This window comes from Butyricimonas hominis, assembly GCF_014287455.1.
In the GTDB taxonomy this organism is placed as follows: Bacteria; Bacteroidota; Bacteroidia; order Bacteroidales; family Marinifilaceae; genus Butyricimonas; species Butyricimonas muris.
Map to the genome: position 1 here is coordinate 169,280 of NZ_JACOOH010000003.1, position 15,593 is coordinate 184,872.

General features: G+C 43.9%; 11 protein-coding genes. 9 read left to right on the forward strand and 2 right to left on the reverse strand.

From position 1 onward, the window contains the following. The first annotated feature begins 23 nt into the window (after positions 1-23). Both H8S64_RS07605 and H8S64_RS07610 read left to right on the forward strand, forming a co-directional pair. Positions 24-1,148, forward strand: a complete 1,125-nt coding sequence (locus H8S64_RS07605; protein ID WP_186975607.1) for a hypothetical protein — start codon at positions 24-26, stop codon at positions 1,146-1,148. A gap of 12 nt (positions 1,149-1,160) precedes the next feature. Beyond that, the gene (locus tag H8S64_RS07610; protein WP_186975608.1) at positions 1,161-3,281 is read left to right on the forward strand and encodes a hypothetical protein; all 2,121 of its coding nucleotides are present in this window, start codon (positions 1,161-1,163) and stop codon (positions 3,279-3,281) included. A 21-nt stretch (positions 3,282-3,302) separates the two neighbouring features. On the opposite strand, the gene H8S64_RS07615 is transcribed toward H8S64_RS07610, so the two are convergent. Further along, on the reverse strand, positions 3,303-3,929 hold the full coding sequence (locus H8S64_RS07615) for a hypothetical protein (RefSeq protein WP_186975609.1): 627 nt from the start codon (positions 3,927-3,929) through the stop codon (positions 3,303-3,305). Between the two features lie 12 nt (positions 3,930-3,941). Beyond that, positions 3,942-4,583 (reverse strand): DUF6266 family protein, encoded by a 642-nt coding sequence (locus H8S64_RS07620; RefSeq protein ID WP_186975610.1) that lies wholly within the window; start codon positions 4,581-4,583, stop codon positions 3,942-3,944. A gap of 590 nt (positions 4,584-5,173) precedes the next feature. Here H8S64_RS07620 and H8S64_RS07625 point away from each other — a divergent pair. From H8S64_RS07625 to lepB, 7 genes are all read left to right on the forward strand, one after another. After that, positions 5,174-5,410, forward strand: coding sequence for a hypothetical protein (locus H8S64_RS07625; protein WP_186975611.1), 237 nt, complete (start codon positions 5,174-5,176; stop codon positions 5,408-5,410). Positions 5,411-5,465: 55 nt separating this feature from the next. Next, complete coding sequence (locus H8S64_RS07630; protein ID WP_186975612.1) at positions 5,466-6,635, forward strand: DUF4934 domain-containing protein; 1,170 nt, start codon at positions 5,466-5,468, stop codon at positions 6,633-6,635. Then, entirely contained in the window at positions 6,619-7,191 is a 573-nt protein-coding gene (locus tag H8S64_RS07635; RefSeq protein WP_186975613.1) for a hypothetical protein, read from the forward strand. Before H8S64_RS07630 ends, H8S64_RS07635 begins: the two co-directional genes overlap by 17 nt. 122 nt (positions 7,192-7,313) lie before the next feature. After that, complete coding sequence (locus tag H8S64_RS07640; protein WP_186975614.1) at positions 7,314-8,381, forward strand: efflux RND transporter periplasmic adaptor subunit; 1,068 nt, start codon at positions 7,314-7,316, stop codon at positions 8,379-8,381. Between the two features lie 82 nt (positions 8,382-8,463). Next, positions 8,464-11,694: an efflux RND transporter permease subunit gene (locus H8S64_RS07645; RefSeq protein ID WP_186975615.1), complete on the forward strand. Its 3,231-nt coding sequence runs from the start codon at positions 8,464-8,466 to the stop codon at positions 11,692-11,694. 3 nt (positions 11,695-11,697) lie between these two features. Next, the gene (locus tag H8S64_RS07650) at positions 11,698-14,739 is read left to right on the forward strand and encodes an efflux RND transporter permease subunit (RefSeq protein WP_186975616.1); all 3,042 of its coding nucleotides are present in this window, start codon (positions 11,698-11,700) and stop codon (positions 14,737-14,739) included. Further along, complete coding sequence (lepB, locus tag H8S64_RS07655) at positions 14,736-15,593, forward strand: signal peptidase I (protein ID WP_186975617.1); 858 nt, start codon at positions 14,736-14,738, stop codon at positions 15,591-15,593. The genes H8S64_RS07650 and lepB overlap by 4 nt, the downstream gene beginning before the upstream one ends.

A 15,593-nucleotide genomic window follows, 5' to 3' on the forward strand; every position in this document is an offset into this window, starting at 1 on the left:
AATCTTTTTAAATTATGTCGTATATGAAAATTATCTACACGTCATTCATTATACTTCTGGTATCATGCCACACAGAGGATATAAATCTATTTCCTCAACCTACAAATCCGGAAAAAGCCATTCGAATCACAAAAATAGATTGGGATACCATTGTCATGGAACACATAGAATCCTCGTATCTAGACAAATCCGGTATAACACAAAACAATGACCTATTTTTCATCGACACGTACTATTGCTACTTTTTCACGTTCGACACCTTGGGAAACTTCAAACACCGGTATCTCGGGCAAGGTAGAGCCCCACACGAAACAACAGCCGGAAAAATCGCGGGATATACTTTACTTCCCGATGGAGATTTATTCCTACTGGGTTTCCAATTGGATCATCATGTATACGATTCAACCTTCAATCTAAAAAAGACATTTTTCCTCGAAAGAAATAAAAGCACTGACATCACAAAAACATCTGCCATATACACGCATCAATACGATCGCTTGGCATGTAAAAATTATAACGACAACGTCTATTTCAACATGTATTCGGAACATCCCAACTTGGACTATATAGCACAAACAGACCGTTACATGAAAAAGTGCAGGCATATATCGGAAGTCAATATACAAACCGAAGCAGACGGAAGGATGCTCGGGGGTGGCTATCCCGAATTTTACAAATCAAATCCTCTCAAGTTCCTTGTCTTCTCGGGAATCAATTTTGATATAGATAATCAAGGCAATGTTTATGTATCATACGAGGCGGACTCTTTAATCTACAAATATGACTTCGACTATACACCCCTTTTATCATTCGGCTTCTCGGAGAAAAACATGAATACAGGTTACAAAAAAATCAACAGTTACAAAGAGTGCCGCAAATATCATGATGAAGAACGCAAGAATAAAGGTTACTACGGTTGGTTGCAATACATAAATGAAACGAATACCCTATTCCGTTCATACACGAAGGGTGACAAAGAGAACTCCGACGGGTTGCAAATTTACGAGAATATAATATTAATCGGCGACGTGCCAGTCCCGAAAACCCTAAAAATTGCCGGGTACATTAAACCTTATTATTATTCCCAGGCTATAATTGACGAAGAAAAAGAACAAATGATTATTTATCGATTCAAGTTACCCGGATAAATGGAAATCCTCATGAAAAAAATTGCTTTATTATTAGTCCTCATCATACCCTTTGCCTGTACCCGCTATCCCGCCGGAGTGGAAGAAACCCTTTCCCTCGCCGGGAGCAATCGTGGAGAACTGGAAAAAGTCTTACGCCACTATCGAGAAGCTCCTGCCGACTCCCTGAAATACAAAGCCGCCTGTTTCTTGATCGACAACATGAAATGGCATCTTTCCACGGAACAAGCTATATTCCCGGATTCTTCCATTTATAAATGGCATACCAGAATAGACAGCTTATACAAATACGCCACGGGTAACATACGGGACACCATGCTAAATTCAAGATATTACGAGGAAAGAAATTATTATTTCCAAATCGCGATAAAAAAATTAATCAACGCTATGCCCGTTGACACCCCGACAATCAAAAAAGGGACATTTCCCGATCCGAAATACATATCTTCCGCTTTTCTCGTGTCACATATAGAAAATGCTTTCCAAGCATGGCAAACCTCTCCGCACGCCTCCTATCTCACCTTTGAACAATTCAAAGAATTGATTCTCCCCTACCGGGCTATCGCAGGCTACCCGTTCTTCGAGAACGGGAAAAGACTAAACGACATGTTCAAAGGCTGGCTGGATCGTTCCACCATGAAAGATATACTCGGTTTCATCTTACGTTACAATCATTATACTCGATTTATACGCTCGTCATTAGCAATCAATCAATGGCAACACGTGGGTGTATATGACCTTTTCCTTGGATATAAAGGGGATTGTATTTGCATGGCAAACAACGCTTGCAACATATTCCGGGCTTACGGGATCCCCGTGGTCGTGGACCACAACGTGTCTTTTCGGGAGAAAACAAATAGACATTTCCACTGTAAATTTATTGACAGCACGACAAATCAAAATTTTTATAACAAAACTTTCAATTTCGACACCCTCAGCCCCTACTCCAGCGCTTCCCCCAGTTTTTTCAGAAACACGTTCGGCGCACAAACAAACAGTCCCTACATGTTAAAAGCCGAAGGGGAATACTTACCGGACTATTTTGATACCCCTTGCCTCAAAGAGGTAACCGGGGAATATTACCGGGTTACACGAGTGTCCCTTCCCTTCGACAAAGATACACCCAATCACTTGGCATTCCTTTACACGTTCGACAACACGCCAACAGGTACAGCTCCCGCGACATGGGGAAAAATCGACAAAGCACGAAAACAGGTCGTGTTCGAGAATGTGGTATACCACACGCTTTATTTTCCCTCTTATTTCCGGGGGGACACGCTTGTGTCATTCGCTTCCCCATTTTACATCGCTCCCGCTGATTCGCTTTCCGGATCATATCAAATTGTGGAAATAGTGCCGGAACATTCAACCCGTAAAGACACTCTTGTTCTTCTCCGTAAATTTCCGGAAAAACCTTACTTGAAAGAACAAGCAAAACGAATGATAGGCGGTCGATTCGAGGGGGCTAACCGCGAGGATTTTTCAGACTCGACACTGCTTTACACCATCCGGGAAGCCCCCATCCTCAATTTCCAGGAATACACCCCGGAAATATGCCGTCCGTTCCGTTTCTATCGATACGTCGCCCCGGGTGAGTTTCCCCGAAGCAACATGAGCATCATTGAATTTCTCACGGACGAATATACCCCTGAAGATTCTCTAAAACGAGCCACTCCCTTACCCGTTTTTTCTCCCGAGGTTGCCCGGAAGCAAAAAGGGCAAGAAACATACATGAAATTACACCCGGATATCGCAAAATATCCCAATCAACGTTGGGGTCCTTTATATAACACGAGTATGCAGTATCCTTCTTATGAAAGCACCAACGAAATGTCATTAAAACGTCCCATGAAAGTGAAAAAAATCCGCGTAGCTCCCTGTAACGCGGAAAACCATATCGTGATCGGTCACCGTTATCAACTCTTGTACTGGGACAACGAATGGAAAAACGCCGGGACTAAAATTGCCCGCCACAACTACCTTCTATTCAACAACGTACCTAGCGACCGCCTGTACTGGCTACGCGATCTCACGACAGGCAAAGAGGAACTCCCGTTCCTTTATCACGATAACAAACAATTATTCATATACCACGATACCATTATCCCGTTAAAAACAAATCTCCTTTACTGACAAGGAGATTTGTTTATAACATTATCCCAGTATTCCCAGCGTCCCGGAAGCCCTCTTCCCGTTAGCGCTGGTGGCGAAACCGTAAACAACCAGTTGCCCCGCATCCCACTCCTCGGGCAGCATCCATGCCAACTCGCCACACTCTCCCCTCGTCCCCAACTCCACGAGCCGGCTTCTCCGTAACACTCGCTCGAACACCGCACCAAACAGGCGATCGTCCTTCGCCATCCGGGGCATTAACGGCTGGCTTTCCCAGCGGAACACGACTTGCCGCTCGCCCGCCTCCACTTCCGCCCCGATCCGGGGCATCCCGAGTTCTCCGCTCGAGAGGGACAGCGACAACAAATCCACGGTAGTGTTCAACTCGTCGTCCACCTCGACTTTCCCGATATTATCCCTCACGAAACAATTCGAGCATACTTTTCGTGAAGCGGAGCAATACCCGGCTTCCAGCACGACGATAAAACCACGGCGAAGCGCCGTGACCACCCGCATACGCTCCCGCTGCTTCAATTGTGCCAAGGTCTTGGCGTCCTTTATCACTATCGCTTTTCCCCGCGCCACGTGTTTGTCGCCCAATTTGTACGCCGTCACGTTCCCCACGGAACCTGAAAGCCCCTGAAATATAGTAGGATCAAATATAGCCATAACTACCACCCGTTAAGATTTACGAATAGAAAAATACATACACGGGGAATAGCGTTTCCCATCCACAGTCCCGAAGAAACAATACAAGTGCGCCTCCGTCCATTCGCCTTCCGGCAAATACACGCACCCTTTCCCGTCGGCGCGGCATCCCCGCACGTTTTCCAACACGACGGGCTGATAGGGCTCGTTGTCGAAAATGGCAGCCACCATCAAGCGGTCGGTCGATTGAGCCGTCACCGTCGACGAGTTATCTTGCCACGCCACCTCCAGCTGCCCCGCGTCAGCCGCTACCTGCCGCATCCCGAAGGGTAATTGCAAACTACCCGCCGTCAGCATTAAACGGGGATAGTCAACGTAATCGTCCACCCCGAACACGTTCATGTTCGCGTGTAAAAACCAATGGTACCCCGAAAGTCTTTCTTCCTCTCGTGCCACGATCGTGTAAACTTGTTCCAGCACGCTTCCCCGTGCGGCCCGGTGCATCGTCTGCGCACCCGGTAATTTCGACCGTTGCGCCGTTTGTCCTCCCGTGCGGGGATTCGCTATCGTTCTCGGCGATTTCCGCGCGTAAGTCTTTTTGCCTACCTTGTAGACCACGTAGCCATCGATTTTTCCCGAGGCTCCCACTAACATAGATTCATCTAAAATTGCCATTCTTTAAATTTTTTAATTAAACATTTAGCCGTCTTCCTTGAAAATTTTTGCCCTATTCAAGGTTGTTACGGCTTTTTCTCGTTAAAATAACAGTATATAAATATACAACATTTTTTTTCTAAATGCAAGTAATTTTCTATATATTTTTTATCAAAATAGAGCTCGAGTGGGACTTGAATGGGAAATGAGTGGGAAATCATATCAACAGGATTTCTATAAAATAAATCTAAAACGTCCATTATATCCTGGAAATCACCTTAAGCATCCCTGAAACTGGGCAGAAATCCTCCATCCCGTGAAAAATTATGAGGATTCTCTTAACTTGTTATTGATTATTTCCCGAATTTCCGCTATATATTTGAAACGTTGTTACAGACAGAAAACAAAAATATGAACCGAGAGTAAAGGCGACGTCGGGAATTACCTTGAGAAACCGTCCCCGGCTGTCGCCTACCCTCTCCTAAAAAAAGTAAGGAGGTGAAGCGAAGATAGTATTTTTATTGGAAAAAAGATGTACGTCATCTTTAAATTGTTTGAGAGAACAATAGTGTGTGCGTGAAAAGAATAGAAAAACTTTAACAGTAAAGAATATGAAGAAAAAATTACTTATTGCAGCAACTATTTTAACGTTGGCAATTATCGCAAGCCTCGAAATAAACCTTAATATCGGAAAAAAAACGACAGCTATCTCTTTAAAAAATATTGAAGCTGTAGCTTTAGGAGAAGGGAGTACTACTAAAAAATATCCACTAAAAGGCAGACCAATTGGAAGTGGAATGTGGCAATATTACTGTGCTGACGAAAAAGATTACGGTTGTTCTGAATAATCAATCCAACGAGAGTTATAGTAATTTTATAGCTCTCGTTATTAAACTACAAACGATGAAAACTTTACATTTACTTTCATTTATTTTATACTGTCTTGTACTAGGATGCTCACCCCAAAAAAACAGTAATGATAAAAACACTCTTTATAGCATAGAGTTAAATCCTTCAAAATCTAAAAGTATTGATTGGAGACAAATTTTCGATACTTCGTCTATTGAAGTCATTCCGCTTGAAACAAAAGAAGAATCCTTATTAACATGGGCAGAACGATTCTATGCAAAAGATAGTATGTATACTTTTTTATCAGACAATCGTATTATCACATTCAAGAAAGATGGGAACTTTGCATTTCAAATATCCAGCCAAGGAAGAGGCCCGGGGGAATATATTGTAACAGAAGATTTTTACATAGACGACAACCAACATTTTTTCGTTCTTGATCGAAATGGGCACAAAATTGTAGAATATTCTCCCGGCGGCAGATTTATCAACGAGATATACATCGGTGTGTTCGGCTCATCTTTCATAAAAATAAATGAAGATTTATGGGCTATATATATTGGTTCATCGTCTTCAGAAAACTCGAGTTTCCGTCTTAATTACTATTCCATAAAAGAAAATAAGATCATCAAGAGATTCAAAGAGATTAAAGAAAATGAATTGAACTGGCGACATTATCAAGATAATAGTAATTTCGTCCAACTTGATAAAAAAATATTTTTCTATTACTCTTTAAATTATACCATATATGAATTAACAGAAAATGGTATTATTCCATATTATAACTTAGATTGCGGAAAATATCAAATCCCAGACCAGATACTAGAAAAAGAGTATACCAGTGTCGTAGATTTCGATAAAAACATCAAGAATCATGAATATATAGCCCGTATAATGCCTATCTTCATTACTAATAACGAATTATATTTAGGATTCCAATTTGAAAACAATTATCTACACGCATTTCATTATGGTAAAACAACTACTGTTATAGAAAAATATTACAACTTTTTGGGAATAACAGGTTTTACCATTCCTACGAACGAAGCAATTCTTCCAGTCAATTTCCAAAACGGTTTTTTCTATTATATTGTTGAATCAACTTTAATTCCGGATCATCTGAAAAAAACATTTTCCAAACAACATAATTTACCACAACTCGATGAAAATGCCAATCCTCTACTCCTTAAAGTAAAAACGAAAGCCCATGAAAATAAAGAATAATAGTTTATGGATTATTTTATTCATAATATACACGATTGTTATAATTCTATTAACATGGAGACATTATCATATAGTCCAAAATTTAAACAAAGTAATTATTAGCCAAGAGATATTAATCGAAACATCACGAGCAGATTTAAAAATCCGTTTAATATCGGAAAATGAAATTCAAAAAGAATCTAAATATCTCGAACAAATTTTGAAAGCAGATAATTTTGATGACGCATTATTTATGTACGTACCTCTTTCTACTTGTGATGATTGTAATGCAGCCATCTATGAAGACATAGCTTTATCCACAAAAAACTCTAAAAGACCTATTTATATTCTAACCCCATTAAGCAAATTTAGGGCTAACAAGAAATTTTTCTCAAAATACAATTGGCATGTAGTAAGTTTAAAAAAAGAATTAACACTCTCTCGTGGAGAAAAACCAATTCTGTTCTCAATGACACTCGGGTATTGCAAAAACTTTATTGTATTAAACAAGAACGAGTCGGAAAAAATAAAAGCATATTTTGAAAATACACATAATTCAATACCCGAATGTGAATAAAATTCTATCCAAATGAAAAAAATTGCATTAATTCTCAGGATTCTCTCAACTTAACACACATGTCTTTTAAATATTATTTCCCACCTTTGAGGAATTGTAAAAAGGATTGAAAAGTTTGTTATATGAATTACAAGTTTATACTACCCATCGTGACCTCTCTCCTTTTGCTTGCTTGTAATGGCAAGAGTAAAAAAACAGAGGAAGAGGAACTAGCCAAGATGGAACAGCAGGAGGAAAACCACGTGGTGAAAGTGCAAGTGGCACGAGTGGCGCCGTTTAATCTGGAATTGATCAGTAACGGGAAGGCGGAAGCGACACGGAAGGCAACTGTCAATTTCGAGGTGGCGGACATGATCAGGGAGGTGAGGGTGAAGAATGGCGACCGGGTGAGAAAAGGGGACGTACTTGCCATAGTGGATGATTACAAGGCACAACAGACGCTGGAAGACGCACGCCTTACCATGGAAAAAGCGAATCTCGATTTGAAACTGGCCGTGATATCGGAAGGATTGAAGTCATTGGAGGACACGGTGAAGATTCCTCCCAAGAGAATGGAGGCAATATACCTGCAAAGCGGTTATCAAAACAGCATTAACGCCTACAAGAAAGCGCAACGGGAGTATTCACTCGTGAGGACAACCGCACCTTTCGATGGCATCGTGGCAGACTTGGAAGCTAAACCGTATAACCAGACGGCAGCATATAAATCGCTCTGCACCTTGATAGACGATTCAAAAATGGAAGTCGTGTTCAACGTGCTGGAAACAGAAATATCCAACCTCCAAGCGGGTATGGAAGTGGAAATCACACCATACGCCAATCATGAACACACGCTGAAAGGAGAAATCACGGAAGTGAATCCCCGGATTGACGAGAACGGAATGGTGAAAGTGAAAGCCGTTACCGGGAATCGGGGAGCTTTGCTCGTGGACGGGATGAACGTGAGTATTCTCGTGAAACGGCAGATAGATAATAAAATCATTGTCCCGAAGTCGGCAGTATTGCCCCGCCAAGGGAAGAAAGTCGTGTTCGTCTATCAAAAGGGGAAAGCCATCTGGCGATACGTCACCACGGGTTACGAGAACAGTTCGGAGGTCAGCGTGGAAGAAGGTATCGTACCCGGTGACACGGTAATTCACGAGAATAATCTTGGGTTGTCGCACATGAACAACGTGACAATTGAAAACTAATTAATTTATGATTTATGAATTACGATTTTCGATTATCAATCTTAAATCTAAAATCATAAATCAAGAAATCTAAAATTAAAACATGCGTTTGTCAGCTTTTTCGATAAATACCCTGTTCGTGGTAATGATGCTACTGGGAATCAGCTTGATCCCGAGGCTATCGCTGCAACTGGAACCGTCGTCCCGGTCGAACAAGCTGAACGTGTCGTTCTCGTGGAGCAATGCCAACCCGGAATTGCTGGAAACGGAGGTAACCACGAAACTGGAGGGTGCACTGGCACGCATCCGGGGACTGAAAGAGCTGCATTCTTCCACGGGTAACGGGTTCGGAACGATTGAACTGACAATCGATGAAAAAGAAAATATAGATGCAGTCAAATTATACGTGTCCTCCATCATCCGGTCGGTAGCACCGGGACTGCCGGAGGGTGTTTCAGTGAGTGCTGTCGGCGGCGGAGAATTTCATGACGGGAAAGCGACAGAATCGGAACGGCGTTTATTGATGAATTACGTGCTCACGGGACCGGGTAACTCGAAGGAAGTCGCCACTTTCGCGGAAGATCATATCTCCCCTCTCGTCTCGACCATGCCGGGCGTGGAGAGCATGAGCGTAACGGGGGCTGTCCCGTTCGAATGGGTGATGCATTATGACCGGGAATTATTCGCAGACATTGGAATTACCGCATCAGATATATCGAGTGCTATTTCCCGCTACTATTACAGGAATGATGCCGGGAAAGTATTGACCGAAATCACGCCGGAAAAGAAATACTCTTACCTAGTGTTCAAGGGAAACTCGGATGAGGATAAAACCGATATCATGAATCTCCCGATAAAAGTGATCAACGGGAAAATCATCTACCTGAAAAATATCGTGAGTCTGGATTACCGGGAAAGGGACCCTTCAGCGTATTATAGAATCAACGGGCTGAACCGGATCAACTTGAACGTATACGCGGAAAAGAACACGAACATGATAGAACTCGCCGGAAGAATCAAAGATGAAATGAAACGGCTCGCCGAAAGTTTCCCGGCAAACTATTCCGTGCAACTTATCCGGGACAACAGCACGGAGATCAAGGACGAATTGGCTCAGATTCTGTACCGGACAGGATTCACGATTCTGATATTACTGCTCTTCGTGTACCTCGTGAGCAGAGATTTCCGTTACCTTGGAATTATCACGATCTGTCTGGCGGCAAACTTACTAATCGCTCTCGTGTTTTACTATTTTTTCAAAATAGAAATCCACCTGTACACGTTGGCAGGAATCACGGTTTCATTCGGTATCGTCATTGACAGCGTGATCGTGATGACCGACCATTACCGTCACCACAGGAACCGAAAAGCATTCCTTGCCGTGCTTGCCGCCACGCTGACCACCGTGGGAGCGTTGAGCGTGATTTTTAACATGGACAGTTCAATCATGAGAAGCATGTGGGACTTTTCTGCCGTGATTATTATTAATTTGGGGGTATCGCTTGCCGTGGCACTCTTTTTCGTCCCCGCACTGATGGAAAAAATACCGTTAAAACAAAAAAATCAACAACAACGCATCCGCCGCCTAAAACGCATCGTCCGGTTCAACCGAAGATACAGCCGTTTCAGCCGCTTCACGCGGAGATACAGGAAAGTGGCGGTGATACTCGCCGTGCTAGGATTCGGGCTCCCCGTGTTCCTGTTGCCATCGAGTGTAGACCGGGAAAAATGGTATAGCAACACGTACAATACTGTTTTCGGTAGCGAAACTTACTTGACGATCAAACCTTACACGGACAAAATCCTGGGCGGTTCTCTCCGCTTGTTCATGGAAGGCGGGGGTGACGCGTGGACACGAAGCCGGAAAGAAATGGAAAACCGCAAGACACGACTCACGCTCGACATGACGATGCCCCACGGTGCCACGCTCAAACAGATGAACGAGGCTTTCGGGAAACTGGAAAACTTCTTGTCCGGCTTTGAATCCATCGCCGCATTTACCTCGGACGTGTCATCGGCAAACAAAGCCGAGATGGTCATCACGTTCAAACCGGAACACGAGAAAGACGGTTCGCCGGAACAAGTGAAGAACGAACTGATACGCTTTGCCAACACGATCGGAAACGGGGACTCGGAAGTGAACGGCGTAGGCAAAGGCTTCTCGAACAAAACGTCAGAAGATATCCGGAGCGAACGCCTGAAAGTAATCGGGTATAATTACCGCAAAGTACTGCAATACGCCCAACAACTGAAAAAAAGACTGGAAAATAATATCCGGGTGAAGAAACTATATATCGGCAGCGACCGCTCTCCAAAAGCAAAAGCGTTTGCCGTGGAAGTAGATAAAGAAAAACTCGCCCGCAACAACGCCGACATCTCTAATCTTCTGGGTAACTTGAACCAATTGACTTACTCCGGTTCGTCCTCCACGCGGGCATACATCAACGGGGAATACTCGAACATTGATATCCGACCGGACAAAAAAGTGGAAGCGAGCGTGTGGGACGTGCGTAACCAACCGTTGCGAGGGGACAAATCGGTGTATCGCCTACAAGATATAGGCACCATCACGGAAGAGAAAGATTTCGAAAACATTACCAAAAGGAACCAAGAGTACGAAGTCGAGATACAATACGATTTTATCGGGGCTTACCGCTTGTCACAAAAGGTGAAAGAGCGAGAAATAAAAGCCATGAACCGCACTATGCCCGTGGGGTTCCGAGTAAAAGAATCGGACGAATGGAGAAATTACTGGCAACAAGATATCGGGGGTATCGATGCCCGCATCCTGTATATCCTGTTGGTTATCGGGATCATTTACTTCATTTGCGCCATTTTACTGGAATCGTTACGTCAAGCCCTTCTCGTGATCTGTATCACCCCGATTTCCTTTATTGGCTGCTTCTTGGGGGGGTATTTCTTCGGGGTAGGATTCGACGAAGGATGCCTCGCTGCCTTTATCCTGTTGAGCGGTCTGTCGGTAAACGCCGTACTCTATATACTAAACGATTATAACAACAAGATAAGGCAAGGGGCTCCGAGAGGGATACGGACTTACCTGAAAGCGTACAACGCCAAGATTGTTCCGATATTCCTCACCATCGCCTCTACCCTGCTGGGATTTATCCCTTTCCTCATCGGAGAGATCAATCCTTTCTGGAAAAACATGGCAATCGGCACCATGAGTGGTCTTGCATTCTCGCTTCCGGTACTGATTATATATTTACCAATGACGTTTACAATTGAAAATGGAAAATTAAAAGTTGAAAATGAAAAGGAGGGGCAGAACGAGCAAGGAAATCTAAAATCTAAAATCATCAAATCTAAAATTTAAAATATGGTTCGCTTTCTAATACAACGCCCGGTAGCAGTCATTATGAGCACGATAGCCTTTATCGTGCTAGGAATCGTGGCATCGTTCCGGTTACCGGTGTCGTTGATGCCCGATATCGAAATCCCGGAGATTACCATTCATTACACGTGGGATAACGCTTCTATCAGCGAGATCGAGAACACCATCACGGCGGGCTTGAGAAACCAATTGCAGCAAATCCCCAAGTTAACGGAAATTCAGACGGAATCGAAAGAAGGAAGCGGGTTGATCACCATGAAATTCGAGTACGGGACCTCACTCGATTACGCTTTCATCGAGGTAAATCAAAAGGTGGACGCCAGCGTGAACAGCCTTCCCAAGGAAGTACAACGTCCCACTATCATCAAAGCGTCGACGTCCGACCTCCCGGTATTCTATATAAACATCAACCTGAAGGAATACGAATCGGAAGAAAAATTCTTGGAATTCTGCGAGTTCACGGATGCCGTGTTGAAAAAAAGACTAGAACAACTGACAGACATCGCCATGGTAGATATCAGCGGGATGTATTCCCCGGAACTCTATATCCTGCCTGACGAAACAAAATTGAGAAGCTTGAAAATAACCCAAGACCAACTGAAAACGGCAATAGACAACAACAATCAAGTATCCGGGAATCTCTCCGTGAAAGACGGGTATTACCAGTACAGCATCAGTTTTGCCTCGCAAATCATGTCGCCGGAAGAACTGCAAGAAGTATACTTGAACATCAACGGACGACTGTTACAAATAAAAGACGTGGCACAAATAGGCATACGTCCCCGGGAAAAAAGAGGTATATTCTTCAACGGCGACCGCCAGTCACTATGTCTTGCCGTTATCAAGCAATCAAACGCCCGGATGTCGGAAATGAAAGAAAAAGTAACCGACTTGCTCGAACAATTCCGTGAAGAATACCCGGACGTGGAGTTTACCGTTTCAAGGGATCAAGCCCAGTTGTTGAATTACTCGATTGACAATCTCATCCAAAGTCTCTGGCAAGGAATTTTGCTCGCCGTGGTAGCCATGTTGTTTTTTCTAAGGGATGCCCGCTCACCGCTTATCATCGCCATCAGCATACCCGTATCCGTGGTTATCACGATGTTCTTCTTCCAAATCATCGGGATATCCATAAACACGATCTCTCTATCGGGACTTATCTTGGGCGTGGGCATGATGGTCGACAACTCGATCATCACCATTGACAACATTAATCAACACCGGAACCGGGGTAAATCGCTACTCCAGTCTTGCGTGGACGGAACGAACGAGATCATCACTCCCCTCCTCTCGTCGGTTCTGACTACCTGTGCCATTTTCGTACCTTTGATTTTCATGAGCGGTATCGCCGGGGCTCTATTCTACGATCAGGCTATGGCTGTCGCCATCGGATTGTTTGTTTCATTCTTCGTGTCTATCACGATAGTCCCCGTGGTATTCCACCTTTTGTTCCGGAATGCCGGGGAGGGGAAAATCACTCGTTTTATACAACACGTCAGTTTCAAACACCTTGAAGACTATTACACGACTATTTTTCACGTCGTTTTCCACCACAAGAGATGGATCGTTGTCGGATGTTTTATCACGTTAATCGCGGGAACAATGATTGCCATGCAGTTAAAAGTGGAACGAATGCCCGTTATTGAAACAAACGAAATGATCCTCCGCACAGACTGGAACGCGAGTATTCACATGGAAGAAAATGAATCCCGGGTAAAGGATATTATCAAACGCTTTGAAGGAGAATGTGAAGAGATCAGTTGCCACGCCGGAGAAAAATTATTCTTCTTGAACCGGGAAAAGAACCAAAACACGAACGAGGCAGAATTTTACATCCGCACGGGAAACGCCCACGAATTGGACAAAACAGTGAAAGACATCAGGAACTATATTAAATCCACTTACCCGGCAGCCAAAGTGGATATCGAGGAAGTGGATAACCTTTTCGAGCAGTTGTTTAAAGACAGTGATGTCCCCTTGATTGTCTACCTTAGCGGGGAATCCCGAAGAGGAATCGTCGAACTCGACACGATCAACGCTTTTATCGAGCATATCGATTCCCTGATGCCGGGCTTAAAACTAGACAAACCGAGTACTTCCGAACGAATCGTGGTGGAAATTTTACCCGACCGCCTGGCACTCTACAAAGTGAACCAATCTTCACTAATTAATGTACTCGAAAAGAATATCAGCAAAATGAATATCGGGAAGCTCAACACGGGCAATCGTTATGTCCCAATCGTCATATCGGGAGAAGAAAAAACGATACTGGACATCATCCGCACCTCGTTCGTGAGCAACAGTGACCAACTGGATATTCCCGTTGCCGCCTTGACCCGCATGGAAAAAGAACTCGATTACAAGAGTATTATCGGTCGCAAAGAAGGTGTGGTCGTTCCCGTGAATATCTATAATGTCGGTGACTCCACAGCCCGGATCATCAATCAAATACGTGAAGAAGCGGGCAAAAAGAAATTGAACACCCTATTCGACGGGCAATATTTTTCCGGACAAGAAACATTGTGGGAAATGGTGATGGTCATCATCGTCGCCATACTGATGCTCTATTTTATTCTGGCGGCACAATTCGAGTCCTTGTCCTTACCCTTGATCCTGTTGATCGAAATACCGTTGGATATCGCTTTCACCATGCTGGTATTATGGATATGCGGTATATCACTGAATCTTATGTCCATGATCGGTATCGTGGTGATGAGCGGTATCGTTATCAATGATTCCATTCTGAAAATAGACACGATCAACCGGTTGCAACGTTCAGGTGTCCCTTTAGAAGAAGCCATTCACGAGGGCGGGGTACGACGCTTGAAACCTATTCTCATGACCAGCCTCACGACTATACTGGCCATTGTTCCCATGCTATGGGGAAATGATATCGGTTCACAATTACAACGCTCCATGTCCGTTACCCTGATCGCAGGCATGACGATCGGGACTTTAGTCAGTTTGTACGTGATTCCCTTGTTTTATTACTATTTAGAACGTATTTTTATCTCCATAAAGAAATGAAAAAAGTTGTCAAGAACATATTGCAATACGTCGGGGCATTCCTGTTAGCTATCGTGATTGCCGCTATCATGAGGTTTTTTATCGTGGATTTTTACAGTATTCCTTCCGACTCAATGTACCCGACCATCGAGCCGGGTGACTTTATTGTCGTGAATAAGCTGTACATGGGAGCACGCTTCTATAAAAACTTCGATTTTCTGGAAGGGGCACGACCGGAAACGGTAAGGGTTCCGGGATACGGTTCTCTGGAAAGAAACAACGTGATCGTCTTCAACTTTCCCAAGTATAATCAACACGGGGAATGGGAAATGGACCCGCAAACTTTTTACGTGAAACGTTGTATCGGCTTGCCGGGCGACACGCTGTCTATCCGGGAAGGCATCAATTTCGTGAACGGCAAAAGCGGTTACGGCAATATGCAGGATCAACAACGCTTGCACCGCTACCGGGGAGATTATGCCGACGGAATTTACCGCGCTTTTCCTTTCGATACCCGTCACGGTTGGAACATTCAAAACTTCGGTCCCTTTTACATCCCTGCCGCGGGAAGTACCATCCCGATCGACACGTCCAATTACTCCCTGTATCAAAGAATAATCACCCACGAAACCCAAACCCCTCTCTACATCAGAAGAGGACAAATCTATCTCGATGACAGCCTTATCCGACAATACACTTTCCGGAAAAACTGGTATTTTATCGCCGGTGATAAAGTTTTCGACTCCCGTGATTCCCGCTACATCGGTCCCATCCCCGAAGATTTCATCGTGGGCAAAGCCTCTTTCATTCTCACCTCGAAAGACCCGTACACGAAAGATTACGTGTGGCGCCGTTTTTTCAAGAAGATAAAATGA